This is a genomic window from Kocuria sp. CPCC 204721 (assembly GCF_040980945.1).
Classification (GTDB): Bacteria; Actinomycetota; Actinomycetes; order Actinomycetales; family Micrococcaceae; genus Kocuria; species Kocuria marina.
Genome location: NZ_JAVKPO010000010.1, coordinates 1 through 25,670 on the forward strand (window position 1 = coordinate 1; position 25,670 = coordinate 25,670).

The 25,670-nt window shown below is 69.1% G+C and carries 19 protein-coding genes and 1 tRNA gene; 8 read left to right on the top strand and 12 right to left on the bottom strand.

Annotated features, from left to right (window positions below):
* The first annotated feature begins 448 nt into the window (after positions 1-448).
* Genes RF637_RS09745 through RF637_RS09755 form a run of 3 tightly spaced genes read left to right on the top strand, consistent with a single transcriptional unit; the run spans position 449 to position 2,272 of the window.
* Positions 449-865, top strand: coding sequence for a DUF3052 domain-containing protein (locus RF637_RS09745; RefSeq protein ID WP_144996474.1), 417 nt, complete (start codon positions 449-451; stop codon positions 863-865).
* A 40-nt stretch (positions 866-905) separates the two neighbouring features.
* Positions 906-1,367 carry a redoxin domain-containing protein gene (locus tag RF637_RS09750; RefSeq protein ID WP_167318399.1) on the top strand — a complete coding sequence of 154 codons (462 nt, stop codon included), beginning with the start codon at positions 906-908 and terminating at the stop codon, positions 1,365-1,367.
* Positions 1,367-2,272 (top strand): Sir2 family NAD-dependent protein deacetylase, encoded by a 906-nt coding sequence (locus RF637_RS09755; protein WP_368844726.1) that lies wholly within the window; start codon positions 1,367-1,369, stop codon positions 2,270-2,272. Before RF637_RS09750 ends, RF637_RS09755 begins: the two co-directional genes overlap by 1 nt.
* A gap of 152 nt (positions 2,273-2,424) precedes the next feature.
* Here RF637_RS09755 and ppgK read toward each other — a convergent pair whose 3' ends face one another.
* Together ppgK and map are read right to left on the bottom strand one after the other, a co-directional pair.
* Complete coding sequence (gene ppgK, locus RF637_RS09760) at positions 2,425-3,258, bottom strand: polyphosphate--glucose phosphotransferase (protein WP_064847240.1); 834 nt, start codon at positions 3,256-3,258, stop codon at positions 2,425-2,427.
* Positions 3,259-3,330: 72 nt separating this feature from the next.
* Positions 3,331-4,227 carry a type I methionyl aminopeptidase gene (gene map / locus RF637_RS09765; protein ID WP_368844727.1) on the bottom strand — a complete coding sequence of 299 codons (897 nt, stop codon included), beginning with the start codon at positions 4,225-4,227 and terminating at the stop codon, positions 3,331-3,333.
* Between the two features lie 183 nt (positions 4,228-4,410).
* Here map and RF637_RS09770 point away from each other — a divergent pair, with 183 nt between their 5' ends.
* On the top strand, positions 4,411-4,587 hold the full coding sequence (locus RF637_RS09770; protein ID WP_121544375.1) for an SPOR domain-containing protein: 177 nt from the start codon (positions 4,411-4,413) through the stop codon (positions 4,585-4,587).
* Between the two features lie 60 nt (positions 4,588-4,647).
* Here RF637_RS09770 and panB read toward each other — a convergent pair whose 3' ends face one another.
* Positions 4,648-5,502: a 3-methyl-2-oxobutanoate hydroxymethyltransferase gene (panB, locus tag RF637_RS09775; RefSeq protein WP_368844728.1), complete on the bottom strand. Its 855-nt coding sequence runs from the start codon at positions 5,500-5,502 to the stop codon at positions 4,648-4,650.
* Between the two features lie 237 nt (positions 5,503-5,739).
* Between panB and RF637_RS09780 the strand changes: the two genes are divergently transcribed.
* Both RF637_RS09780 and RF637_RS09785 read left to right on the top strand, forming a co-directional pair.
* Positions 5,740-7,083, top strand: a complete 1,344-nt coding sequence (locus tag RF637_RS09780) for a glutamine synthetase family protein (RefSeq protein ID WP_035962238.1) — start codon at positions 5,740-5,742, stop codon at positions 7,081-7,083.
* A gap of 9 nt (positions 7,084-7,092) precedes the next feature.
* Positions 7,093-10,164, top strand: a complete 3,072-nt coding sequence (locus RF637_RS09785; RefSeq protein ID WP_368844729.1) for a bifunctional [glutamine synthetase] adenylyltransferase/[glutamine synthetase]-adenylyl-L-tyrosine phosphorylase — start codon at positions 7,093-7,095, stop codon at positions 10,162-10,164.
* 131 nt (positions 10,165-10,295) lie between these two features.
* On the opposite strand, the gene RF637_RS09790 is transcribed toward RF637_RS09785, so the two are convergent.
* From RF637_RS09790 to RF637_RS09810, 5 genes are all read right to left on the bottom strand, one after another.
* Positions 10,296-10,892 (bottom strand): DUF2231 domain-containing protein, encoded by a 597-nt coding sequence (locus RF637_RS09790; RefSeq protein ID WP_313362299.1) that lies wholly within the window; start codon positions 10,890-10,892, stop codon positions 10,296-10,298.
* Positions 10,893-11,235: 343 nt separating this feature from the next.
* Entirely contained in the window at positions 11,236-11,529 is a 294-nt protein-coding gene (locus tag RF637_RS09795; protein WP_368844761.1) for an ImmA/IrrE family metallo-endopeptidase, read from the bottom strand.
* A gap of 350 nt (positions 11,530-11,879) precedes the next feature.
* Positions 11,880-12,815, bottom strand: a complete 936-nt coding sequence (locus tag RF637_RS09800; protein ID WP_313362300.1) for a hypothetical protein — start codon at positions 12,813-12,815, stop codon at positions 11,880-11,882.
* Between the two features lie 231 nt (positions 12,816-13,046).
* The gene (locus RF637_RS09805) at positions 13,047-13,670 is read right to left on the bottom strand and encodes a hypothetical protein (RefSeq protein ID WP_368844730.1); all 624 of its coding nucleotides are present in this window, start codon (positions 13,668-13,670) and stop codon (positions 13,047-13,049) included.
* 300 nt (positions 13,671-13,970) lie between these two features.
* Positions 13,971-14,046, bottom strand: a tRNA-Arg gene (locus tag RF637_RS09810).
* Between the two features lie 252 nt (positions 14,047-14,298).
* On the opposite strand from RF637_RS09810, the gene RF637_RS09815 reads away from it, so the two are divergent.
* Together RF637_RS09815 and ettA are read left to right on the top strand one after the other, a co-directional pair.
* Positions 14,299-15,033 (top strand): single-stranded DNA-binding protein, encoded by a 735-nt coding sequence (locus RF637_RS09815; RefSeq protein WP_368844731.1) that lies wholly within the window; start codon positions 14,299-14,301, stop codon positions 15,031-15,033.
* Between the two features lie 153 nt (positions 15,034-15,186).
* Complete coding sequence (gene ettA, locus RF637_RS09820; protein ID WP_035962235.1) at positions 15,187-16,869, top strand: energy-dependent translational throttle protein EttA; 1,683 nt, start codon at positions 15,187-15,189, stop codon at positions 16,867-16,869.
* Between the two features lie 227 nt (positions 16,870-17,096).
* Here ettA and RF637_RS09825 read toward each other — a convergent pair whose 3' ends face one another.
* The 4 genes from RF637_RS09825 to RF637_RS09840 all read right to left on the bottom strand — a co-directional run bounded on the left by RF637_RS09825 (position 17,097) and on the right by RF637_RS09840 (position 25,520).
* Entirely contained in the window at positions 17,097-20,000 is a 2,904-nt protein-coding gene (locus RF637_RS09825) for a GNAT family N-acetyltransferase (RefSeq protein ID WP_368844732.1), read from the bottom strand.
* Positions 20,001-20,086: 86 nt separating this feature from the next.
* Complete coding sequence (locus tag RF637_RS09830; RefSeq protein ID WP_368844733.1) at positions 20,087-21,913, bottom strand: IucA/IucC family siderophore biosynthesis protein; 1,827 nt, start codon at positions 21,911-21,913, stop codon at positions 20,087-20,089.
* Positions 21,910-23,961, bottom strand: a complete 2,052-nt coding sequence (locus tag RF637_RS09835) for a GNAT family N-acetyltransferase (RefSeq protein ID WP_368844734.1) — start codon at positions 23,959-23,961, stop codon at positions 21,910-21,912. The genes RF637_RS09830 and RF637_RS09835 overlap by 4 nt, the downstream gene beginning before the upstream one ends.
* Positions 23,958-25,520, bottom strand: a complete 1,563-nt coding sequence (locus RF637_RS09840; RefSeq protein WP_368844735.1) for an aspartate aminotransferase family protein — start codon at positions 25,518-25,520, stop codon at positions 23,958-23,960. Before RF637_RS09840 ends, RF637_RS09835 begins: the two co-directional genes overlap by 4 nt.
* Between the last annotated feature and the right edge of the window lie 150 nt (positions 25,521-25,670).

Consider the following 25,670-nt stretch of genomic DNA (forward strand, 5'->3'; position numbering starts at 1 on the left):
CACTCCTGCGTCTCCTGAACATCAGCGTCCTGAAGATTATTCGTCAACCCACTCAAAATGTGGTGATTGCTGTCGGAAGACACGAGAACCTCTCTATCGTCAGCTCCGTGTCACGGGATCCCCGGTGTCGGAGCGGTGTGTCAGGCGGCGGGTGATCGGACAGGCCGATGCCGCCGTCCTTTCATCGTGTCACACGCGATGGCGTCACCGGCAGTGGCCACACCGTTTCACGCGTCACACCGCCTGCGCCGGGCCGCCACGGGTGTGGAACGTGTCACAAGTCACCCGATTCGCCCCGCGGTTCGTGGTGTGGCTTGAACGCGGGGACAATCCAGTGTTGTCTTTATTACGCACCGTTGACATCCCCGTCACGGTGAGGGTGAGGTCCGGCAGCGTCGTTGAGCCGACGGTCCGGCCCCGCGCGAGACAGCAGTGAAGGAGAGTTACGGTGAGCGAGGCGAAAGCCCCCGAGGAGAGCATTGCGGCGCAACTGAATCTGAAGGACGGCGACTACGTCCAGGAATTCGGTTACGACGACGATGTCGACGCGGATCTGCGCGGGCGGATCGAGGACGCGATCGGCTCGGAGCTCTTCGACGAGGACGCGCAAGAGGTCGTGGACGCCGTCGTGCTGTGGTGGCGTGACGGGGACGGCGATCTGGTGGACGAGCTCGTGGACGTCCAGACCACCCTCGACGACGGCGGTGTCGTGTGGTTGCTGACGCCCAAGGCCGGCCGCCAGGACCACGTCTCTCCCGCTGACATCCAGGAAGCGGCCTCGACCGCCGGTCTGCACGTCACGAGCGCGGCACGGGTCTCCCCGGACTGGTCCGTCTCCCGCCTGACCCCCAAACGAAACTTCTGAGCGCGCGCCGCGGCGCTCCCGCGCGGCAGGAAGGGCCCTCATGAGTGCCATCGGATCCACCGCGCCGGACTTCACCCTCCAGGACCGTTACGGCGAGTCCCGCTCCCTGGGCGACTACCGGGGTGCGCCGGTCGTGCTCGTGTTCTTCCCCTACGCGTTCTCGCCGATCTGCACGGACGAGCTGTGCCATCTGCAGGATCACGCGGACATGTTCGATGAGTTCGCCGCCGTCGTGGTGTGCATTTCCACGGACAGCCACTTCGCATTGGACGCGTTCGCGCGGCAGGAGTCCTACGACTTCCAGATGCTCTCCGATCACTGGCCCCACGGGGACGTGGCCCGCCGCTACGGTGTCCTGGACGAGGACGCAGGGTGCGCCCAGCGCCACACCATCACCATCGACGCCCGCGGGATCATCCGTGACGTCAGCTCCGCCGACATCACCCAGGCCCGGGAATGGGATCGACTGCGGGGCGTCCTCGAGAACCTGCCCCGGTCCTGATGCCCCTGCGAGTACTGCGCGCCGGTTACGGCGCACCGGTGGACGAGAGCCTCTTCCCCGATCCCCATGCACTGAACGCCCGAGACGGTCTGCCGCGCGTTCTCGAGGTGCTACGGGGCAAGCAGATCGCGGTGCTCACGGGCGCGGGGGTGAGCACCCCGTCCGGGATCCCCGACTACCGCGGCCCGGGCGCCAAACCTCGTTCCCCCATGACGTATCAGGAGTTCATGGGCAGTGTGGCGAGTCGCCGGCACTACTGGGCCCGCAACCAGTACGGCTGGCACTTCGTGGCCCGGGCACAACCGTCCGCCGCCCACGAGGCGCTGGCCCGGCTCGAGGCCGCCGGTCTGGTGGACGGGATCATCACCCAGAACATCGACCGGCTGCACCAGAAAGCCGGCTCCGTGGCCGTGGTGGACCTGCACGGCACCTACGCGTGGGTGTTGTGCACCTCGTGCTCGTCCCGGTTCCCCCGGGAACAGGTCTCGCGCTACCTGGACGAGTTGAACCCCGGGTTCTACGACGGCATGGCCTCGGCGGACGACATCGAATACGCCCCGGACGCGGACGCCACCGTGGAGCACACCGGCGGTTTCCGTGTGTGGGACTGCCCCGTGTGCCAGGGGGTGCTGAAACCGGACGTCGTGTTCTTCGGGGAGAACGCGCCGTCGCACCGCGTGGCCCTGGCGCGGCGCTTGGTCGCGCGGTCCGAGGCGCTACTCGTGGCGGGATCGTCGCTGACCGTGAACTCCGGACGCCGGTTCGTGCGGCAAGCAGACCGAGAGGGGATCCCCGTGGTGATCGTCAACCACGGCGTCACCGGAGGGGACTCGATGGCCACCGTGAAGGTGGACGCTCCCGTGGGGGAATTCCTCACCGACCTGGGCGAACACCTGACGGCTTGATCCGAATGCGTTGAGTACTTAGACTCTCAATACGAGACCCCGAGGGTCCGCGGAGGGGAAGCCGCGGTCACCTTCGGGGTCTCACCCATGTCCGGGGCGGGTCGGTACCGTCCCGAGCGCGGAGGATCTCCACGGCCCGGGACGGGCGTCCGTCACTTCACGGGGTCGATGACCGGCTTGGCGGCCTGGGCGTCCCGGCACTGCTGGGCCCACAGCGCAGCACCCACGATGCCAGCGTTGTTGCGTAGCGCGGCGATCTCTACCGGTGTCCGCAGTTCGAGGTAGGGCAGGAACTTCTCCGAGTTCTTGGACACACCGCCCCCGATCACGAACAGGGACGGGGAGAACAGGAACTCCACGTGGGAGAAGTACCGCTGCAGCCGCTTCTTGGCCCACTTCTTCCAGGGCAGCTGCTCGCGTTCCCGGGCGGCGGCCGAGGCCTTGGTCTCGGCATCGAAGCCGTCGATCTCCAGGTGACCGAGCTCGGCGTTGGGGACCAGTTGGCCGTTGAGGATCATCGCGGAACCGATCCCTGTGCCCAGGGTGATCACCATGACCAGGCCTTCCTTGCCCTTGCCCGCGCCGTAGTGCGCTTCGGCGAGCCCGGCGCCGTCGGCGTCGTTGAGGGCCTCGACCTCACGGCCCAGCGTCTCGGTCATGAGGGCATCCACGTTCGTGTTGATCCACGACTTGTCCACGTTCGCCGCGGACAGCGCCACCCCGTTCTTGATGATGGCGGGGAAAACGATGCCCACGTGGCTGTCCGGGGCCGGGGCCTCGGGGCGGGACTGCAGTTCGTCCACGATCTGCTTGACGACGCCGGCCACGGCTTCCGGCGTGGCGGGCTGCGGCGTGGGGATGCGGAACCGTTCACCCACGAGTTGGCCGGTGGCGAGATCCACGATCCCACCCTTGGTGCCGGTACCACCAATGTCGATTCCGATGCCACACTGCGATACGACACCCTGCGGAGTACCTGAGCTCATGAACGGTCCCTTCGGTTCACGGTGGAAACTATGCGGAGGTGGACGCGATGCAGCCCGCCCCGTCGCTCGATCTTACGGGAGGGTGAGGATCTCCACGCCGTCATCGGTCACGACCATGGTGTGTTCGAACTGTGCAGTGCGCATCTTGTCGTGGGTCGTGATGGTCCAGTCGTCGGACCACTGGTCCCACGTGATGGAACCGAGGGTCAGCATGGGTTCGATCGTGAAGATCATTCCCGGGACCATCTCGGTGGCGTAGGACGGGGCGGCGTCGTAGTGCGGGACGATCAGACCCGTGTGGAACTCGCGCCCCACGCCGTGCCCGGTGAAGTCGCGCACGACCCCGTAGTCGAAACGCTTGGCGTACTTCTCGATGACGCGCCCGATCACGTTGATCTCACGCCCGGGACGCACGGCCTTGATCCCGCGGTTCATCGCCTCGTGCGTGCGTTCCACGAGCAGGCGGGAATCCTCGTCCACGTCACCCACCAGGAACATGGCATTGGTGTCCCCGTGCATGCCGTTCTTGTACGCGGTGACGTCCAGGTTGATGATGTCCCCGTCCTCGAGCACGGTGGAATCGGGGATGCCGTGACAGATCACCTCGTTGAGTGACGTGCAGATGGACTTGGGGAACCCGCGATACTCGAGGCACGAGGGGTATGCCCCGTGATCACACATGTACTCGTGCGCGATCCGGTCCAGTTCATCCGTGGTCACGCCGGGCCTGGCCTCCGCGCCCGCGGCCTGCAGCGCACGGGCGGCGATCCGGCCGGCCTCGCGCACCAGCTCGATCTCTTCGGGGGTGTACACGTTGGAGGCGTGACCCTCGTTCGCGTCCCGGCGTCCCACGTACTCCGGCCGCTCGATCCCGCCCGGGACGTGGCGCCGCGGGGTGAGGTTCCCGGGGCGCAGCGCGCCGCGCGGTGCGGTGGATCCGGGTGCTGGTGCGAGATTGTGCGTGGTCACGATGGGTCATTGCCTCCTGCGGCGATCGCGGGCGTGTTCGTGCTGTGAGGCGTCAAGGCGCCCCGAACACCTGGTTCAGCAACTAGCCTAATCCTTGAGTCCCGGGCCCGTTCGGCCGGGAAGGTTCGCGACCCCGCCGCGGGGCGGGTGTACGGCGCACGGCGCCGCACAGGGAGGAAGATCATGGCCGAGTACTGGTACAACCTCTACACCAAGCAGGTCGAGGAAGGCCCCAAGGACGACTACCGCAAGCTCATGGGCCCCTACGCGACCCGCGAGGAGGCCTCGCGCGCCCTCGAGCGCGCCGCGGAGAACACCAAGCGCTGGGACGACGAGGACGCCGCGTTCAAGGGTGACTGACCCTGTAGGGCCGGGCGGCGACGTCGCCCGGTCCCATTCTCGTTCGGGGCGACCCGGGCGTCACCCCCGGTAGGAGTGCTCCTCGGCCGGGAACGCACCGGAGCGGACGTCGGCCACGTAGCCGCGCACGGCGTCGTCGGCGACCTGAGCGAGCTGCGCGTACTGCTTGACGAAGCGCGGCATCTTCCCGGTGCGCAACCCCAGCATGTCCTGCCACACGAGCACCTGGCCGGTGGTCACATTCCCGGCGCCGATCCCCACCGTGGGGATCCGCAGCTCGTCCTCCACTCGTGCCGCGGCGTCCGCGGACACCATTTCCAGGACGACGGCGAAGCACCCGGCGTCCTGCACGGCACGGGCGTCGCGCAGTAGCTGCTCCCCGGCCTCGCCGCGGCCCTGGATCCGGAACCCGCCCAGCGCGTGCTCGGACTGCGGGGTGAATCCGACGTGACCCATGACAGGGACCCCAGCGCGCACCACGGCGGCCACGTGCTCCGCGAGCGCTTCCCCCGCCTCGATCTTCACGGCGTGCGCGCCGGACTCCTTCATGATCCGCACCGCGCTGCGCACGGCCTGATCCGGGGACTCCTCGTACGAGCCGAAGGGCAGGTCCACGACCACGAGGCTGCGCTGTACGCCGCGCATGACCGCGGCGGAGAACGTGATCATGTGCTCGAGCGTGACCGGCAGGGTGGACTCGTGTCCGAGCACCGTGTTGCCGAGTGAATCACCCACGAGCAGGACGTCCACGCCGGCTCGGTCGAAGATCCCCGCGGTGAGCGTGTCGTAGCTCGTGAGCATGGAGAACTTCTCCCCGGCGTCCTTGGCACGCTGCAGGTGCAGGGTCCGCACGCGGGCGATCTGGGCGAGGGATTTCTCGGCGGGGGAACCGGACGAAGGCTGCGTTTCGCTCATGGTGTCAGGGTACCGGCCGGTCGGGCCCAGGGGTTCCGGGCGGGGAGCGGCACTGACTCGGCGACCCGATCTCCGTGCGGACCGGGGCGGGAACACGCAAGCGGACAGATGGGGGAGACGGGCGCGAGGAACGCTGCTGCGACCGATACAGTTGTGACGTGGCTCGTCCCGGGCATGGCCCCGGCGCGTGAGCCCGCAGCCGCTGTGTCACACGCCCCAGGAATCCGAGGTGGACCCATGGACCGTCAGCAAGAATTCGTTCTGCGCACCATCGAGGACCGGGACGTCCGGTTCGTCCGGTTATGGTTCACGGACGTCGTGGGGACCCTCAAGTCCATTGCGCTGGCACCCGCTGAGGTGGAGGCCGCGTTCGAGGAGGGCCTCGGGTTCGACGGCTCCTCGATCGAGGGGCTGTCGCGGATCTTCGAGTCCGACATGCTCCTGCAACCGGATCCCTCCACGTTTCAGTTGCTGCCGTGGCGCGGGGAGGACGAGCCGACCTCCCGGATGTTCTGCGACCTGAAGACCCCGGACGGTGAGCCCTCCGCGGCGGATCCCCGCGGGGTTCTGCGCCGCGTGCTCGCCAAGGCCTCGGACATGGGCTTCACGTGCTACACCGCTCCCGAGATCGAGTTCTACCTGTTGCGCTCGCCCGAGCTGGACCCGCGCACCGGCGAACCCGTACCGGTGGACTACGAGGGGTACTTCGATCACGTCCCGGGGGGAGTGGTCCAAGACTTCCGCCGCACCGCGGTGAACATGCTCGAATCGGTGGGCATTTCCGTGGAGTTCTCGCACCACGAGGCCGGACCGGGTCAGAACGAGATCGACCTGCGCTACGCGGACGCGCTGCAGACCGCGGACAACATCATGACGTTCCGCACCGTGGTGCGCGAGGTGGCCCTGTCCCAGGGGATCTACGCGACCTTCATGCCCAAGCCGTTCTCCCGCCACCCCGGCTCGGGGATGCACACGCACTTCTCCCTGTTCGAAGGGGACACCAACGCGTTTTACGAGGCCGGGGCCGAGTTCCGGCTCTCCGAGACCGGGCGGCACTTCATCGCCGGGCTGCTGCGCCACGCCCCCGAGTTCACGTCCGTGACCAATCAGTTCGTGAACTCCTACAAGCGACTGTGGGCCGGTGACGAAGCGCCGTCGTACATGTCATGGGGCCACAACAACCGCTCGGCGCTGGTGCGTGTGCCGCTCTACAAGCCGGACAAGGTGCAGTCCTCCCGGATCGAGTACCGGGGGATCGACTCCGCGACGAACCCGTACTTGTCCTACGCCGCGCTGCTGGGGGCGGGGCTCAAGGGGATCGAGAACGAGTACGAGCTGCCGCCCGTGGAGATGGACGACGTGTTCGCCATGAGCAGCGCCGAGCGCCGCGCCGTGGGCCACCAACCCCTGCCGGGCAGCCTCCACGACGCGATCCGGCTGACCGAGGAATCGGAGTTCATGGCGGAGCTGCTGGGCGAGCAGGTCTTCGAGTACTTCCTGCGCAACAAGCGCCGCGACTGGGACCAGTACCGCCAGGAGGTCTCGCCCTACGAACTGCGGACCAACCTGGGCATCCTGTAGGGGCAGACCATGACTGACACCCCGGGCACCGCCAAGGAGCGCGCGGAGAAGATCTCGGCCAAGCAACTGATCTCGATCGGTTTCGCGGACGTCACGAATGCCCGGCGCTGGCTGGGGTTCCGGGAACTGGACGGCGTGGACCTGTCCGCGCTGCTCGCGGGACTGGCCCACGCGGCGTCGCCGGACGTGGCGCTGCAGCTCATCGTGCGGCTCATCGAGAACCACCCGGAGGTCGCGCGGCGAATCAACGGGGACCCCCGAGAGTCCGAGACCATGTTCCGCTTGCTGGGTGCGTCCGAGGCGCTGGGGGAGTTCCTGCTGCGCGCCCCCGAGAACCTGGACCTGCTGGACATCCCGCCCGTGGACGAGCCGAGGGCGGACCGCGCGGAGGTCTTCCGTGCGGCGCTGCTCGAATCCGTGGGCGCCGATCCGCAGGCGGACACCCCGGTGGCATCGCTCACGGGACAGGACGCGCACAAGGCGTTGCGCGTGGCCTATCGCCGCGGGCTCGCGCGCGTGGCCGTCCGGGACGTCGGGGCCGTGGACCCCGTGGCCTACATGCCCGCCGTCGGCCGGCAACTCGCGGACCTCGCAGGCGCTGCCCTCGAAGCGGGGCTGGCCGTGGCGCGCGCCCACGCCGCCGAGCGCTGGGAACCCGCCGTCGTGGAACAGGTGCGGCTCGCGGTGATCGGCATGGGCAAGTGCGGCGCCCGGGAGCTGAACTACATCTCGGACGTGGACGTGGTCTACGTCGGGGAGACCCGGGCCTCCGGCGCCGGGGACACCCCGGACGAGAGCACGAGCACGGAGATCGCAACCGAGATGGCCCATACCCTCGCGCAGGCCATGATGGCCACCGGTCCCGAGCCGGCGTTGTGGGAGGTGGACGCGAACCTGCGGCCCGAGGGGAAGGACGGGCCGCTCGTGCGGACCATGGACTCCCACGTGCGCTACTACAAGCGCTGGGCCAGGTCCTGGGAGTTCCAGGCGCTGCTCAAGGCCCGGTGCGTCGCGGGCGACCAGGACCTCGGGCGGCGTTACGAGGAGGCCATCGCGCCGTTCATCTGGTCATCCGCCGAGCGCGAGGGCTTCGTGGAATCTGTCCAGGCCATGCGCCGCAGGGTCACGGAGAACATCCCGGAGGCGGACCGGGACCGGCAGATCAAGCTCGGACCCGGGGGACTGCGGGACGTCGAGTTCACGGTGCAGTTGCTGCAACTCGTGCACGGGCGTTCGGACGAGACCGTCCGCACGCGTGCCACCACGGAATCCCTCGCGGCGCTGAGCGCCGGTGGCTACATCGGCCGCGCGGACGCCGAGGAGTTCGGCCTCAACTACCGATGGCTGCGGTTGCTCGAGCACCGGATCCAGTTGTTCCGCATGCGGCGGACGCACCTGATGCCGCGCGACGAACGGGAACTGGCCGTCGTCGCCCGGTCCGTGGACGGCGCCGCCGAGCGCACGCACCCCACGGCCCAGAAACTCGTGAGCGACTGGAACGCGGCCAAGCGCTCCGTGCGCAGCATGCACGAGCGGATCTTCTACCGTCCCATGCTCGCGGCGCTCGCCAACGCGCCCGCGGACACCACCCTCACGACCGACGCCGCTCGGGACCGCCTCGCAGCACTCGGGTACCAGGACACCAAGGCCGCGATGCGACACATCGAGGCCCTCTCGCGCGGCGTGAGCCGGCGAGCCGAGATCCTGCGCACGCTGCTGCCGGTTCTGCTCGACTGGCTCGCTGAGGGCGTGGACCCGGACGCCGGTCTACTCAACCTGCGCAAGGTGTGCGAGGCTCTGGGCAACACACCCTGGTTCCTGCGATTACTGCGGGATTCCAACGCCGCGGCCGAGCGGTTGTGTCACATCCTCTCGAGTTCTCGGTACGTCTCGGACCTGCTCGAAACCTCTCCCGAGGCGACGGCGTGGTTGGGCGACGACTCGCAGCTGGCCACCCGGTCCCTGGACGAGCTCGTGTCACAGATGCGCGCGCAGGTCGCTCGGCACCACGACCCGGGCGAGGCCATCCGGGCCGTGCGCCAGATCCGGCGCCGCGAACAGTTGCGCATCGCGCTCGCGGACACGAGCGGCGTCGCCAGCGTGGAGACCACAGTGACGGGTCTTTCGGACGTGGACCAGGCCACCGTGATGGCCGCGCTGTACCTTGCCCGCACCGAGTACGCGGCCGAGCACGACGGCGCTGTCCCCGCCGAGGTGCTCGTGATCGCCATGGGGCGCCAGGGCGGGCGCGAGATCGGTTTCGGCTCGGACGCGGACGTGATGTACGCGTACGCACCCGCCCCGGACGCGGACCCCGGGGAAGCGCGCAGTGCCGCGGAAACCGTGCTCAACCGCATGGTCAAGCTCCTGAAGCAACCGTGCACGCCGCCCGTGATCGCCGAACGGGTCCTGGAGATCGACAACGACCTGCGTCCGGAAGGGCGCTCGGGCACCATGGTGCGGTCGGTGGCCTCGTACGCCGAGTACTACGAGCGCTGGGGTCAGACCTGGGAGTTCCAGGCCCTGACCCGCGCCCGGTACATGGCCGGTTCCGAGGACGTGGCCCAGGCGTTCTTCCGTGTGGTGGACCGCTTCCGGTACCCGGCCGAATTCACGGACCGTCAGCTCGTGGACATCCGGCGCATGAAGGCGCGCGTGGAGAGCGAGCGGATGCCCCGCGGGGCAGATCCCACCCGGCAGGTGAAGCTGGGCAGGGGCGGGCTCTCGGACGTGGAATGGCTCGTGCAGTTGCTGCAGCTGCAGCACGCGCACGAGGTCCCCGAGCTGCGCACCACCTCCACGCTGCCCGCGCTGAACGCCGCGGTGGCCGCCGACCTCGTGGGCCCGGAGGACGCCGCCGTACTGGAGCACGCGTGGAAACTTGCCACGGACATCCGCAACGGCAACGTCCTGCGCTCCGGGCGGGCCTCCGATTCCGTGCCGTCACGCCGGGTGGACCTCGAGGCCGTGGCCCGGTGGATCGGCTACGAACCCGGTTCCGCCGCGCAGCTCGAGGAGGACTACCTGCGGATCACCCGGCAGTCCCGCTCGGTGTTCGAGCGGTTGTTCTACGGCCGCTGAGCCGCCCCCCACGGGGCGCACGGGTGCGACGGCGCCGTCGCCTCCCGTCTGCGTGGCCTTCGTTCGCCGCTCGGTCACCGTGCGCGGGCGGTCCGGTGATGCACCGCCGGCCGCGGAAGCCCACCGCGGCCTCAGTGCTCGCGCCCGTTGGTGCCGTCGTCGTAGGCGGCGTCACGCGAACCCACCTGACGGGACACCGACAGGTGTCCGCCGAGGTACCCGCCGAGACCAGCCGCGGACATGCCGCCCAGTGCCAGCACGCGGCCCAGACCGTGGCGGCCCGCACGGCGGGCGAACCACGAACCGGCCTGTAGCGCGGCGGCCGCACCGTTCGCTCCCGCGTGCACCACGGTCACGCGCTTGTCGCGCTGCTGCAGCCCCGAGTACTCGGCCCAGCCGGTGAGAGCGGAGGGCACGGCCGAGAGCACACCAACGCCCGTGAGCAAACGCGCAGCCCGGCGGCCGTCACTGCCGCCCAGGGTGTCCAGCACGAGGGCGCTCATCCAGGTGCCCATGGGGACCTCGATGATCAGGGGGTGCAGGGCGTGCCCCAGCCGCTTGCCGCGCAGCAGATCGCGAATGCTGTCGTTGCCGGTGATCACGGAGGAGAGCGCATTAGCCGCGGTGACCGCGGGATCCAGGGCACCTGCATTCTCGAGCGCCCGCATAGGCGGGGTCAGCAAGCTCTCTGGGGTGGTGGAGGTGTGAACGTGCTGGGACGTGGTCATGGTGGGTACCTCTCGTCGCTGACAGTGTGAGGTCATTTTCGCACCGACGCGGCTCGGCGAACACCCCTGCAGATGCGGTGCAGATCCCTCATCGCTTGTCGCGGCGCCCGCCCCGGCGTCATCCAGCCATGGCCACGGTGCGGGAGCCGTGGGAGAACGGTCCCGCACGGACGAGGCCGTTCTCCAGGCCAGCTCGCCGGACACATGGTGGTGCCCCAGGAGGGAGTCGAAAACGCCTTCCGGGCGTGTCCTGCGACGATACGGCCCGGAACGGCGCGGAACGCGACCAAACCACCACGGGCCAAAACTCCGGGCCCGTTGACGCCGTCAACACGCCCTGAACCTACCCTGCCTCACCCCGCAGCTCCGCGAGTTCCTCCGCGTTCGCATGCTGCAGTCGGTCGTTGAGTACCCGCTCCGTGACGCCGAGCTCCTGGGCGAGCTGCCAGATGCTCAGCCGGGAGCCAGCATGGGCGGTGATGGCCGCCCAGGGGACGAGCAGACGCGCGGTGTCTGCGCGGACGCGGTCCTCGACGGCGGGCGGCTGGTGCTGGTTGTGACCGCGCGCGAGGTGGATGAGCTCGTGGGTGAGTGTGCACCGGGCCTCAATGGCGGTGAGGTTCTGGTCCAGCCAGATGCGCCGGCCGTCGGTGCACCCACTGAGGTGCCGGAGGGGGTGCGGCTAACCTCGATGTCTCGTTCTGCGGTGAAGGCCCAAGGGTCGAACATGTGTTCGAATGTAGTTGTGAGCGAAGACACGAATAAGGCCCCCACCTGCCAGGTGGGGGCCTCGATCGTGAGTCCAGCGGTGGCGCCTACTCGCGAAGGTTGATGATTGCGTACATCCCTACAGCTACAGCTGGAACGAGGAAGAGTGGCGAGGAGTGGTTGCGCGCCATGAAGAAGAACGCCACCACGAGCCAAGCAACGGCGAGGAAAAGAAGCGCGACCGACCAGAGGTCGATTCTGGCGGGTCTCTGCTCCGACCTACTGGGAGGCCTGCGAGTCGTGTGAACTGTCATCGGTGTCTCCTGGGACGTGGTCAACCACTTCGATGATCGAGTACTTCTTTTTGTACCCCGAGGGAGACTCTACGTGAGTGACCTGGACCTTGAGGGTGAACGTGTCGTTGGGGCCGATCGGTGTCGTGTAAGGGGTGGACAACGCCGCGTTGCGGTACCCCGTCTCCGGGATTCGTATGTACCAGTTGCGGTCCCCATCGAACTCCACCTTTCGCACCGGCGTCTCGAACTGCAGATCGTAGTCCGTTGGTACTTCATCTTCCTCCGGCTCAGGGATCGTGGCAACGTAGTCATCTCTCACCGCGAGAGCCCCTTCGGCCCCATCAGATGAAGAAACTTCGAGGTAGTCTGCGTCGTGTGCCAACGGGGCGAGGAGCTTGTTCAGTGCCTTTTTGCTCCGTTTCGGAGACCGAGTGAAAGCATCCATGACAGCAGGAGACAGGATGAGGGTCGAGCCATCGTTGAAGGAAACTTCCCAATTGCCGTCCTCCAGCCTGCGTTGCGCAGTTACTACCGTGCGCGCTGCCTTGATCTTCGCCTTGAGGAATAGCAGAATACCGGTTCCCATGCCACCAACTCCCATGGTGGCGAGTTCGTCTGTCTGATTGTTGAGGTAGTCCTGAAGGTAAGGAGCCAGCCAGGTTACATCGAACAAGAACGAACCGTGACGCGGTGGAGAAACGCGAAGCTCCGGTTCAACGGCGCTCTCTTCATCGAAACCACCAGATCGAGCGTAGATGCCCGTCAGCTCACGCAGACCTTCGAGTACTTGCTCTAGATCGGTCGCTCGCAGGGTGGACAGCTCAGACTCCTCGTCCCTATACCGGAAGGAAAGGGCGTTCGGAAGGGGCGAAGAGTCGGTCTCGTAGGGGGTTGAAGAGTGGTCATTCACGTCGGTCATACCTCATTCCAGTTAGGGGATCCGCGGACCATGTGGTCTTGTGATCAAAGTTGATCACTGCAGCTCGGCGAGCCTAGAGGTGGCGTCGGGCTCGTTTCAGATCTTGGGGACCACGCGGCTGGGAAGTCGAGGCTGTCACGGACGCCTTGTCGCAACCGGCGTTGCGCGGCCCCAAAGCGTTCTTTTAAGGGGCCAGACCGGGACCCCCGGACCGGCCCCTTGCGGTGGGGATCAGTAGGAGTCGGTGCAGGTGGCCAAGGCGTAGGCCCCGGTGGCGCTCTGCTCCTCGGTCTTCTTGCCATCGCGCGTCATGGTGCAGGTGACCTTGGCGTCAGGCGCCCCGGACCTGTCCTGCACGGTGACGGAGAAGAAGTCCATGCGCTTGGCGGTGACCGTCTTGGTCCAGTCGGTGGTGAACTCGCCCGTGCTCATGGAGCCGCCGGAACCGTAGGACACGGAACCGGCCTCGGTAGCGGTGGTGCTGATCTTGAGCTGATCCTTGCCCTGCGCGGCCTTCGCATCGGCGGGCGCGGACTCCCCGCCCGTGCTGGCTCCGTTGTCCTGAGCTTCCTCGGTCGGGGCATTGGACTGGATGGAGTCGTTCACGGACTTCGCGGCCCCACCGATGAGCGTGGCGCACCCGGCGAAGAGCAGGATGAGCAGCAGGGCGATAATGCCTAGGATCCACGGCCACTTCTTGCGCTTCTTCTTCGGGGGCTCCTGGTAGTAACCCTGCTGAGGGTAGCCCTGCTGACCGTAGGGCTGACCGCCCTGCTGGGGGTAGCCCTCCTGCGGGCGGTGGTTCTCGGGCTGGCCCTCGGGGCCGGGGCCGGGGCCGTTGACGGGGGTACTCATGCTGATCTCCCTGATATTAAGTGCGTGGTGGATCGTTCATGCGATAGCAAACGAGTGCGTGCGCATAAACCTACCGGGGTGCACGCCTGCCCGTGACATCCGCCACAACGTGTCGCGCGCGAGTCAGGCCCCGTCCCGCCCCAAATCGGCGTCACGCCACAGTACGGCCCACCCGGTGGTGCCGCCCTTACGCACGCGCTCTCGGATGGTTGCCATGACCCTGAGCATAGGGACCGCGTCAACGAAAATCGGCCCCGTGTCAACGAGGCCGATTCAAAGCCCCTCTGACTAGGCGTTTCGTGGTGCCCCAGGAGGGAGTCGAACCCCCGACCAAGAGATTAGAAGGCTCCTGCTCTATCCACTGAGCTACTGAGGCGGGTCGCCGAAGCGACGACTCAGTTTAGCAACGCCACCGAGCCGCTCGCGCACGTGAGTTGCTCCGCCACCCCGTGCGGTCCGGGCTGCACAGATGGCCGACGTCGCCCGGCCGGGCATCGGGCTCTCCACACCTCCTTGAACGGACCGCCGACGCCGCGTCCCGCGCGTCAGGCTGGGCTCACCCCGATGCGGGGTTCACCCCTTACCCGCCGGCCTGCGGGCCGCGGGTGACCGAATGAAGGAGCATCCCATGAGCGAACACGTGACACTGCGCGGATTCGTGGGCAAGGACCCGCAGTCGCACCTCTTCGACGACGGCACGATGGCCGCGCGCTTCCGCCTGGCCACCACGTCCCGCCGTTTCGACGCCGCCACCCAGACGTGGCACGACTCCGGCACCAACTGGTACTCGATCCGGTGCTTCCGCGCCCTGGCCATGCACGTCATGGCGAGCGTGCACTGCGGTCAACCCGTGGTGGTCACCGGCAAGCTCAGCATCAACGAGTGGCAGTCGGATTCCGGCCCGCGCACGATCGTGCAGGTGGATGCGGCGGCCGTGGGTCATGACCTGAGCTTCGGCACGGCCAACTTTGCCCGCTCAGGCGGGCGGAATCCGGGGGCCGGTACGGCAAGTGCCGCGCCGGGTGACGGACAGGGGTCTGACGACACCGGCATGGACGGCGCCGGGGAGGACTCGAACGAGAACGCCGGGACCGCCGGGCACGATCGGTACCGCTCCGCTCGGTCGATGGGACTGTCCGACGAGGGGTTCGTGGATCTCACTTCCGGGGCGGTGATCGCGGTGGGGGAGCATGACCACACGTTCGACGGCCTGACCCCGGCCGCTCCCGACGCCAGTGCCGCGGTCGGGGACACCCTGGGTGTCACGGAGGGGGTGGACGAGGACGCCGAAGACGAGTCCCGTGACGGCGCCGACCGGACGCGTGAAACCTCCGACCTGGAGGGGGCGACCACGGGTGGCTGACTAGTAGGGGGCGGGCGGCGTCGTCGTACCAGGGAGCGATTCCGGAACCGGGACCGCACGGCCGGGGGACCGCGGCGCGGCGACGCCGGGAGGTGAGGGAACGACGTCGCTCCGTGGCTCGCGCGAGTGCGGCGGCGCGGTAGCCTGGAGGGTATGGCGGAATTTATCTACACCATGAACAAAGCCCGCAAGAAAGTGGGCGACAAGGTCATCCTCGATGACGTCACCATGTCGTTCTTCCCCGGCGCCAAGATCGGCGTGGTGGGGCCGAACGGCGCAGGTAAGTCGACGATTCTGAAGATCATGGCGGGGCTGGACCAGCCCTCCAACGGCGAGGCGCGCCTGAGCCCCGGCTACTCCGTAGGCATCCTTTTGCAGGAACCCCCGTTGAACGAGGACAAGACCGTCCTGGGCAACGTGGAGGAGGGCGTCGGCGAGATCAAGGCCAAGCTCGACCGCTTCAACGAGATCTCCGCCGAGATGGCCGAGCCGGATGCCGACTTCGACGCCCTGATGGAAGAGATGGGCAAGCTGCAGGAAGAGATCGACGCCGCCAACGCGTGGGATCTCGACTCCCAGCTCGAGCAGGCCATGGACGCGCTGCGGTGCCCGCCGCCGGACGCGGATGTGAAGGTGCTCTCCGGTGGTGAGCGCCGTCGTGTGGCGCTGTGCAAGCTGCTGCTCGAGAAGCCGGACCTGTTGCTGCTGGACGAACCCACCAACCACCTGGACGCCGAGTCCGTGCTGTGGCTCGAGCAGCACCTGGCCTCCTACCCCGGTGCGGTACTGGCCGTCACCCACGACCGGTACTTCCTGGACCACGTGGCCGAATGGATTTGCGAGGTGGACCGCGGCCGCCTCTACCCCTACGAGGGCAACTACTCCACGTACCTGGACACCAAGGCCAAGCGCATGGAGATCCAGGGCAAGAAGGACGCCAAGCAGGCCAAGCGTCTCAAGGACGAACTCGAATGGGTCCGTTCCAACGCCAAGGGCCGCCAGACCAAGTCCAAGTCCCGTCTGGCGCGTTACGAGGAGATGGCGGCCGAGGCCGAAAAGACCCGGAAGCTGGACTTCGAGGAGATCCAGATCCCGCCGGGGCCCCGCCTGGGCAACCAGGTCATCGAGGCCAGCAACCTCAAGAAGGGCTTCGGGGACCGCTCCCTGATCGACGGGCTCTCGTTCTCGCTGCCGCGCAACGGCATCGTGGGAGTGATCGGTCCCAACGGCGTGGGCAAGTCCACCCTGTTCAAGACCATCGTGGGTCTCGAACCGCTCGACGGCGGCGAGCTGAAGATCGGCGATTCCGTGCAGATCTCCTACGTGGACCAGAACCGCGAGAACCTGGACCCGGAGAAGACCCTGTGGGAGGTCGTCTCGGACGGGCTGGACTACATCAACGTGGGCAAGGTCGAGATGCCCTCGCGCGCGTACGTGTCCGCGTTCGGCTTCAAGGGCCCGGATCAGCAGAAGAAGGCCGGTGTGCTCTCCGGTGGTGAGCGCAACCGCCTGAACCTGGCGCTGACGCTGAAGCAGGGCGGCAACCTGCTGCTGCTGGACGAGCCCACCAACGACCTCGACGTGGAGACGCTGGGCTCCTTGGAGAACGCACTTCTCGAGTTCCCGGGCTGCGCCGTGGTCGTCTCCCACGACCGGTGGTTCCTGGACCGCGTGGCCACCCACATCCTCGCGTGGGAGGGCACCGAGGAGAACCCCGACCGCTGGTACTGGTTCGAGGGCAACTTCGACGCGTACGAGGAGAACAAGGTGGAGCGCCTCGGCGCCGACGCTGCCCGCCCCAAGCGCCTCACGCACCGTCGTCTCACGCGCGACTGACATTCGCGCCACCGCGGGTCCTGTGCCCGCACCGGCCCGGCGCCCCCGGCCACCGCACGCGCGGTGACCGGGGGCGGCGTCGGTTCGGGAGCGGGCCGGACCGCGGTGTCCGTGGACCGCTCTGCCCCGGGTGAAACCCATGAAGCCAGGCTCGTGCGACCGCCCGGTCAGCCCACAAGGATGCGGCGGCTCGCAACGTCAGCCCCCGAATCGACCGCCGGTCGTGCTCAGTGGGACTCGGTGAGCCCGTCAACGCGAAGGAACGCCAACTGCCCGGTCTTCCCCGGTAACCGGATGGTCGGGCCGAGCTCGAAACCCGTGGCGATGAGTCGGGCCACGGCCCGGTCGTTGGACACGTCCGGTTCCGCCACGATTCGTCGGGTGCCGCAGCGTGCGAGCTGCGCGATGATGAGGCGCCCGAGTGCCGCGGTGAGTCCCGGGCGGCGGGTGCGCAGGGGCGCCAGCAGGACATGCACCCCCAGGTCCCCGGGTTCCACCCGATACGTCGCGCCCGCCGGATCAGCGTGGGGTTCGTAGCTCTGGAAGATACCCATGGGGGTACCGTCGAGTTCCAGGAGCCACGCATGATGCGTGGGCGAGGCATCCAGGTACTCGTACACCTCGCGCACCCACTCGCGGGTCCACCCCGTCATGCCCCAGAAGCGGGCTCGCGGCGCACGGACCCATTCGTGGATCACGGCCGCGTCCCGCCCCGGATCCACGGGCCTCAGCGTCACGCGCGGGCCCGGCGCGGACTGATCGGGTAGCGGTGGCAGTGCGCCCAGGTCGATGGATCCACCGGACGAGCCGGATGAGCTGGCCGAGCCGGCCGGACCGGCCGGACCGGCCGGACCCATCGCGCCGGACCTCCCCACGGAACCAGCCGGAACCCACGGCAGAGCGTGATCCGTCTCCCCGCGCGACCACCGGTGCAGCGGCGGTTCCGTGCACTCGCCCCGGGCCACGGGGTCGGGTGTGATCCACCATGACGCCGCGGGGTCGGCCAGATCCCACAGCACCCGCGCAGCGGGGACACGCACGCACGCGGGTCCCGTGCCCGGTAGTGTCCCCGCCGCGAGCAGGCAGTCCGCGTCCCCGCCCACGGGAACGGGGTCCGCCGCGGTCAGGGCCGGGTCACTGCGCCACGGGGTGTACACATGCAGTGCGCCCCACGGCGGGAGCGCCGTACCCGGGTGCTCGTGGGCGACCCGTTCGAGGGCCGTCCTGGCGCACCAGCGGACGTCCACTCCCAGGTCAGGGCCGTGACGCACGATGTTCTCCACCGCGAGTCCCACTCGTCCGGGCCCGTGCAGGAACGGGTCCCACACGGTCGGCATGCCTGTGGGTCCCGAGAGCACCGATAGCGGGGTGGTCCGCATGAGCTCGTGAACGAATGCGTCCCGCCACACGGCGAACAACGACGCTGTCCAGGACCCCGCCGCCATCGACCCGTCCCAGTCGAGCAGCGCCGCACGGACGGAGTCAGCCGCCTCCGCCGATGCATTCGTCGTTCGGGACTCCCCCTCCCGTTGCGATGCCGCACCGGCCGCCGACGGCGCCCCCACGGGTCCCGACGCCACGTCCGGCTCCGGCGCCGTCCGCACCGGCCCCGTGGAGCCCACCCGCGCCACGGTGGCGACCGGGTCCGACACGGCGGTCGGAGACGCGTCCGCGAACAGCTCCCTCAACAGCGGGGGCCAGTGCGGAGCGGCGGTGTCCAGCTGGGCCGCCAACAGGTCCTCATGACACACGGCACCGTGTTCGGCCACGGCGGCGTCGAGCAGGTGCGTTGCCCGCCGGGCCCGGTGCGGGGGCGCGCACGCGAGCCGCGCGGCCGAAGCGCAGGGGTCCGAGGGGCGCTGATTGGCGCGCACGGTGATCCCGTGCAGCGGTCGGGACGGTTCGGCGGCCCCCAGGAACGACCCCGTGACCGTGTGCCGGCATGAGCCGTCGCGGTCCGCGGCCACCACGTCGTTGCACGGCACGGCCCACCCGGACACCGCCTCCATGACGTCGTCCGCTGTGCGCGCCGAGAGCAGCTCACGACATGCCGAGAACGCCCGCGCAGGATCCGCCGTGGGCGCGGGGAACACCACGGTGACGGTGGTCGCGGTGCCGGGCACGGCGGCGTCGAGCACTGCTTCCGCCGCGGGAGTGCCCGGCAGCACGAACCCCGCCGCGCACGAGCGGAGCAAACAGGCCCGTTCGACGCTACCGCGCGCCCGCAGCACCACCGAGCGGTGCTCGAGCCGTTCACCCGTGGTCGCGACGTACCACGCGCCGTCACGGTTCTCGACAGCTAGGTCCGCGATGTGTTCCGTCGTCGTCATGGCGGCCGTAATGGCCCACGCGGCGCTTTCGGTGCGCCCGAAGTGCGGGACCCCTGGCAATCCCGCGAGCGCGAGACCCCGCACCCGGACGTCCGGCGTGGAGAGGCACACGGGCTGATAGGGCCCCGATTCTTCCACGACGCGGTGCGGGTCCGCCGCGAGCAGCGGTGCGCCGCTCGCGGACAGCTCGCCCGGAACGAGCCACGCATTGGATCCGGCCGCCGCGGGGGATTCGGCATCGAGCACGGGGACCCAGGCGTCGCCGAGATCGCGCCGCACGCGGCGTCGCCACAGCTGCTCGGGGAGACTCCCCGTGAGCAGGTGCGCATCGAGGTGCACGGCCATCGGGGTCCAGGGGTCCCACGGCCGCACGGCCCGCTCGGTGAGACCGAGCTCGCGCACCTCGGGGGTCCCTGACCAGGTCTCGGCCAGTGCCTCGCTGATCCCGCGCGCGTACGCGGCGAAGAACTCCCGGTCCTGCGCCGACGCCGCGTCCCACCACCGTCTGGCCGTGCCGGGGACATCCGCGGCCAGGGTGAGGTGATCGCCGTCGAGCCCGTCCGGTCCCACGAGCTCCGCCGAGCGCCCCTCGGCGCGGTGACGCAGCACCTCCACGTGCCAGGCCCTGTCCACACCGGTCACGTAGCCGTGGCCGTGTGCCAGCGCGGTGAGATCGTCCGCCTGCACGTGGGGCACACCGAAGGGATCGCGCCACAACCGCCAGCCGGGGCCGGACCGTTCAGGGCCGGGCCGCCCGGCATCAGACTGCTCAGAACCGGTCCGCGCGGGGGCAGAGAGCATGACACTCCGTGACCCGCGAGAGGCACGCCCCGGCTCAGCACCGTCGGTGCGCGCTCCCGCGGATCCGCCGCCGGAACACCGTGCGCTCACGACGCGGGGCCCGCATCAGGGGAGCGGAACGCGGCCAGCGGATTGGTCAACCGACCGGCGTAGGTCAGGGACGCCGACTGGTCGGCCAGATCCACCATGCGCTGCGGGTTGCGCAGTTGCAGCCGGTTCAGGCACGAGTGGGCGAAGGTCTCCCGGAACAGGTCCAGCTCGCGCCAGTGTTCGGGGAAGCGCTCGCGGTGCTCGTCCAGGACCTTGGCCCCGAGCGCCCAGAACTCCTGTTCGGGGAGCACACCGGAGGTGTGCAGGAGCACCGCGAGGTGCCGCAGGACGCCGTCGACCACGTCCGTGTGGATGGACAGCTCCCGCTGCTCCGGCTCCACCACGGAACGGATGCGTTCGATTCCCTCGGGCAGGGGCCGGTCGCTGAGCACCGCGACTTCCTCCCCGATGTCCTTCCAGAACGCACCGACCGGGAACCCGTCGCGCAGACGCAGGATCACGTTTTCGCTGTGGGGCATGAGCGCGATGTCCTGGGACAGCAAGAGGTGCGCGACCGGGACCAGGTACACGTCGAGCAGGGCGCGCACCCAGTCCCTCGCGGTGACTCCCGAGCGCTCGATCCACGCTTCCGCGAGGGGCCGCCCGGCGCAGTCCCGGTGCAATACCCCGGCCAGGCTGGCGGCGTGCTCCCCGGGCTCAAGCATCGGCACCGGGGACTCACGCCACAGCGCAGCCAACTGTTTGGTGTGGTCGGAGGCCACACCGCTGCGGTGGTGGGCATCCCCGGTGTAACCCACCGCGGCGTGCTCGCGCAGCACCCGGATCCCGCGTGCGCGCAGGAACGGATCCTCCCGGGTGATCCCGTGCAGCCAGTCACTCACGGCGGGCATCGTGCGCATGTAGGCGGGGGAGAGTCCGCGCAGGAACCCCATGCTGTGCACCCCGAGCGCGGTCTTGGCGTAATCCCGCGCCGGGTCGCTCACGTCCAGGAACGTGCGCACGGACTGTTGCGCGCGCCACTCGTGCTCACTACGGCCCACCAGGATCAGGTGGCGCCGCAGCACGTCCGGGAGCATCCCGGGCAGGATGCGGTGCTCCCACTGCCACGGGTGCACCGGGAGGAACGTGTACTCGTCCGGGTCCTCGCCGGCCTCGGTCACCGCCGAGCGGAAACGGTCGCGCTCACCGGCGGTGAGGTGCCGGTCCTCATGGTCATGTTCGTTCACGTGCTGCCCCAGGGACACGGTGCACAGACTGCGGCGCGCGGCGAGCCACGTCAACCGGGCGGGGTATGCCGCCTCGGGAGCCCATGACGTCTGTTCGGACGCGCCCATGCCCACCCGGCCCGAGCTCGCGACGAATCCGGGGTGTCCCCGGTCCAGGAAACGTTCCACTTCGGCGAGGTCCGCGGTCGCCAGTTCCGCGGCGGTCGGTGCGGGTACGGCACGACGACGCGCCATCGAGTACATGGTTGCGGACAGGTCCTCAAGGTACAGCGGGAGCATTTCGTCGGTGAGTCCCAGGACGTCCTTGAGGTCCAGCACGGCCTGCTGGGCGTCCGGTTCCTCGCCGGCGTCCCCGGGGATGATGCGCCGCACCGAAGCGGGGTCCACCTCCCAGTGCTCGAGCGGGTGCCGGGTGGCCTCGAAGTACCAACTCGGGCGCCCGGCGGCGTCGGCCACGGTCCAACCGTCGCCGTGCGGGGCGGGATGCAGCAACCGTTCGTGACTGAACTCGGAGAACATCTTGGCGAGCACGTCCCGCTGCAGTCGCCGTGCGGCCCGGCGGTCCAGCCGGGGCTCGGGCGTCGGGGCGACGTCCCGCTGTTCATCGGGGATGCGGGTTTCGACGACGGCGCTCATCGGGTCACCTCCGCGCGCTCGGCCACGGAGGCTTCCGTGTCCGCGGTCCGTATGTGGTCCTGCGGTCCGTCCCCGCGGACGACGACGCTCACGGACGCGGTCTTCTCCGCCAGGTGGCACTCGCCCACCTCACGGAACCCGGCCCAGCGGTTGATCGCGCGGATCCGCTCGTTGCGGACGTCGGGTTCCACGAGAACGCGCTGCACCGCGGGGTCCGACCACAGCAGGTTCAGCGCCGCCGCCATCACGGCTCGCGTGGTCCCCGGAACCGGACGGGACGTGGGGGCCACGAACAGGTGCAGACCGGCGTCGCCGTCGCGGACCGGCCACACCGCGGCCAGGGGGCTGCGGGCGGGGTCGTACGTCTCGAGCAGTGCGAGCGGGCGGTCGTGTTCGCTGACGATCCAGGCGTCCTCTGCGTCCGCCGCGGTCATCCTGTGGTACTCCCGGGAAATCGTCTGCTCGTCCGCGCCCACGAGTCCCCACGCGTGCGCACGCGGGGAACTCAACCACGCGTGCAACAGCGCCGCGTCCCCGTCCGGGTCCACCGGCCGCAGCGTGAACGCGCGCCCGAGAGCGCGGGTCTCGAACGTGCCGTCGGGCCCCACGGCGGGGGCGACATGACGCTGGGGGACGTGACCGAAACTCTGGAACGTCGTGTGGTCCTCGGTGATGTACGGTGTGCGGCCCGTGACGTGCGCGAGCACGTGCGCGTTGCGCAGCGGTCCCATCCCCAGGTCGGGTGCCGTGAGCGCATGCGTGTGCTCGCCGTGGTTGAGTACGTGCACGGTCCCGTCCGGGCTGGCCCGGTGGTACCGGTCGGGGCTGAGCCGCCCTGAGGCGTCGAGCGAGAGCTGGTCCCGGACCGGTGCGAGCCAGTCTGGGGCCGCGGACCGGTAGCCCGTGGCCGCGACGACGGCATCGGTCACCGTCTCGCGCACGTTGTGGTTTTCCGAATTGCGCCAGCGCAGGACGGTGCGCCCGGCCTCGTGCCACGCGTCCACGAGTTCGGTGGCCGCGACGAGGCGCACGGGCGGCGCGTCCGGGTCGTTGCGGCGCACGTACAGGGCCTCGTGGATCGCGTCGATCGTCGCGTCCGAGATGCCGCGGTGCAACTGGGGTTGGGACGCGTTGAGCCGGTCCCGCTCGGCCTCCGGGAGGGACCGGAAGTGGTCGAGGTAGTCGGGCGACGTCAGTTCGAGGCTGAGCTTGGAGTACTCCATGGGGTAGAACCGTGGTGAACGGGTGAACCAGTCCACGGCCGGCCCGCCCGGGGTGTGCAGCAGGTCCAGGAACACCTCCGCGGCCGACTGGCCCGAGCCGATCACGGTCACGTGCTCCTCACTCACCAGGGTGTCCCGGCGGGACAGGTACTCACTTGCGTGCACCGTGGTGTCCGGGACGCCGGACAGTTCGCCCGGCGTGCGGGGGACCGTCCCCGTGCCCACGACCAGGTGGCGCGCCCACCATGAGTGCTCGACGCCGCGGGCCCGGGCCGTGACGCGCCACGGACCCTCACCCGTCGGGCGGGTGACCTGGGTGACCCGGTGTCCCCAGTACACCCCGCGGACTCGCTGCGCGGCCCACCGGCAGTAGGCGTTGTAGTCCCGCCGCAGCGGGAAGAAGGACTCACGGACGTAGAACGGGTACAGCTCGCCGGTCTCCTTGAGCCACTGCAGGAACGAGAACCGCGAGGTGGGATCCGCCATGGTCACGAGGTCCGCGAGGAACGGGACCTGCAGCGTGGCGTCGTCGAACAGCAACCCGGGATGCCAGTTGAAACCGGGGGCCGCGTCCAGGAAGGCGGCGCGGACGTCCGGCAGAGGGTCGGTGAGGCATGCGAGTCCGAGTCCGAACGGGCCCACCCCCACGCACAGCAGGTCCAGGGGGTCGTCCAGGGTGCCACGCTGAACGGTGCCCGGGGCGTCAGTGGGAGTCGACGCGGCGTCCGACGGCGTCGATCCCTGGTCCGCGGGCCTGGAGTCGTCGTGTGCCGGTTCGGTTCCGTGCCGACGGTCGGGGTGGGATGCGGTCGTGCGGGGGGTCATGCGCGGGCCTTTCCGGTGCGATCGTGGGCGGTGAGGGACAGGGCGGTCTCGTGGATGAGGTCCAGGACCTCCCGGACGTCGTCGAGGGTCGTCTGCGGGTTGAGCAGGGTGAATTTCAGGCAGGGACGCCCGGCCACCTCGGTCTCCGCCACGGTGGCGCGGCCGGTGTCCCACACCGCGCGGCGGATCGGGCGCACCCAGCGGTCCGCGGTCTCATCGACCGCGTCCGGGCCGTTCCCCGTGGTGGAGGAGGCGTGTGCGGCGGAAGAGGCGTGCGCGGCAAGCGGGGCCCCCGCGGCGTCGTCGTTCCCCGCATCCGGAGGCGTCCAGCGGAACAGCACGGTGCTCAGGGACGGGTCGCACACGAGCTCGAAGCGCGGGTCCGAGCGCAGCTCGTGGGCCACACGCGCCGCGAGGTCGATGACGGCGTCGAACATCGCGCCGATCGCGTCCGGGCCCATCGTGCGCAGCGTGACCCACAGCTTGAGCGCCTCGAAGCGGCGCGTGGTCTGCAGGGAGCGGTCCACCTGATTGGGCTCGGGGGTGTCCGCCGGGTTGAGGTACGCGGCGTGATGCGCGCAGTGGCGCAGCGTGTGGCCGTCCCGCACGATCACGGCAGAGCACCCGATGGGCTGGAACCACGCCTTGTGGAAGTCCACGGTTACGGAGTTAGCGCGGTCGATCCCGGCGAGCCGGTCGCGGCGCGAGGGGGAGACCAGCAGCGCGCCGCCGTAGGCCGCGTCCACGTGGAACCAGACCCCGTGCTGCGCACACACCTGCGCGACGTCCTCGAGCGGGTCGATCGCGCCGCGGTCCGTGGTGCCCGCGGTGGCCACCACGGCCATGGGGGTCAGCGACTGGGTCGCGAGGTCCGCCAGCACTCGACGCAGCGTCGGCACGGACAGTGCCCCCGCGGCGTCGACCGGGACCGGGACCACGCAGTCGTCGTCGAGTCCCAGGATCCGGGCGGCCGTGCTGACCGAGAAGTGGCTCTCCGCGCTCGCGAGGATGCGCAACGACGCCGCTCGTACCGGCCGCGGGGCCGCGTGCGGGGTGCGCGCGGAGCGTTCGAGGCATTCGTCGCGGGCGAGCATGAGCGCCTGCAGGTTGGAGGTCGTCCCGCCCGGGGTGAACATGCCGTCCGCGGCGGCGGGGAAGCCGATGCGCCGCGCCGTCCACGTCAGCAGCGAACGTTCCATCACGGTCGCCGCCTTGGACTGGTCCCACGTGTCCATCGAGACGTTGACGGTGGCGGCCAGGGTCTCCGCGGCGACCGCGGGCACCGCCACCGGGCAATTGAGGTGCGCGAGCGTCCGGGGGTGATGGAACCACACCGCGTGGCGCAACCACGTACGGTCGAGCTCGTCCACCGCGGCGCCGAAGTCGTGCAGCGGGGTGTCCAGGTCGATCCGCGACAGTGCCCGGTCGATCTCGTCGTGGCTCGCGGGTTCGTGGGGTTGTCGCGCGCCGGCCAGGCGCGCCGCACCGGCGGCCGCGGCTGCGGTGACATCGCGCATGAGGTCCGTGACGGTGTCCGCGTGGAGCAGGGATGAACTCATGGAACGGTTCGGCTTTCGTTCGGGGGCACTCGGATGCAATAAGCTACACGGTGGTAACTAATTACTGATAGGTTAGGCTAACCTAAGATTCAGCACTTGTGTACTGCCCGATCCACCCCGGAACACGCAGAACTACCTCGCGACCTGCCG

What these genes read in the sequence shown, in the direction of transcription:
- ppgK (WP_064847240.1), bottom strand. Translation starts at nt 3,258, where the DNA reads ATGAGCTCAGGTACTCCGCAGGGTGTCGTATCGCAGTGTGGCATCGGA.
- RF637_RS09785 (WP_368844729.1), top strand. Translation starts at nt 7,093, where the DNA reads ATGACTGACACCCCGGGCACCGCCAAGGAGCGCGCGGAGAAGATCTCG.
- RF637_RS09750 (WP_167318399.1), top strand. Translation starts at nt 906, where the DNA reads ATGAGTGCCATCGGATCCACCGCGCCGGACTTCACCCTCCAGGACCGT.
- RF637_RS09830 (WP_368844733.1), bottom strand. Translation starts at nt 21,913, where the DNA reads ATGAGCGCCGTCGTCGAAACCCGCATCCCCGATGAACAGCGGGACGTC.
- RF637_RS09815 (WP_368844731.1), top strand. Translation starts at nt 14,299, where the DNA reads ATGAGCGAACACGTGACACTGCGCGGATTCGTGGGCAAGGACCCGCAG.
- RF637_RS09835 (WP_368844734.1), bottom strand. Translation starts at nt 23,961, where the DNA reads ATGACCCCCCGCACGACCGCATCCCACCCCGACCGTCGGCACGGAACC.
- RF637_RS09825 (WP_368844732.1), bottom strand. Translation starts at nt 20,000, where the DNA reads ATGCTCTCTGCCCCCGCGCGGACCGGTTCTGAGCAGTCTGATGCCGGG.
- RF637_RS09800 (WP_313362300.1), bottom strand. Translation starts at nt 12,815, where the DNA reads ATGACCGACGTGAATGACCACTCTTCAACCCCCTACGAGACCGACTCT.
- RF637_RS09805 (WP_368844730.1), bottom strand. Translation starts at nt 13,670, where the DNA reads ATGAGTACCCCCGTCAACGGCCCCGGCCCCGGCCCCGAGGGCCAGCCC.
- ettA (WP_035962235.1), top strand. Translation starts at nt 15,187, where the DNA reads ATGGCGGAATTTATCTACACCATGAACAAAGCCCGCAAGAAAGTGGGC.
- RF637_RS09755 (WP_368844726.1), top strand. Translation starts at nt 1,367, where the DNA reads ATGCCCCTGCGAGTACTGCGCGCCGGTTACGGCGCACCGGTGGACGAG.
- RF637_RS09840 (WP_368844735.1), bottom strand. Translation starts at nt 25,520, where the DNA reads ATGAGTTCATCCCTGCTCCACGCGGACACCGTCACGGACCTCATGCGC.
- RF637_RS09770 (WP_121544375.1), top strand. Translation starts at nt 4,411, where the DNA reads ATGGCCGAGTACTGGTACAACCTCTACACCAAGCAGGTCGAGGAAGGC.
- RF637_RS09790 (WP_313362299.1), bottom strand. Translation starts at nt 10,892, where the DNA reads ATGACCACGTCCCAGCACGTTCACACCTCCACCACCCCAGAGAGCTTG.
- RF637_RS09780 (WP_035962238.1), top strand. Translation starts at nt 5,740, where the DNA reads ATGGACCGTCAGCAAGAATTCGTTCTGCGCACCATCGAGGACCGGGAC.
- panB (WP_368844728.1), bottom strand. Translation starts at nt 5,502, where the DNA reads ATGAGCGAAACGCAGCCTTCGTCCGGTTCCCCCGCCGAGAAATCCCTC.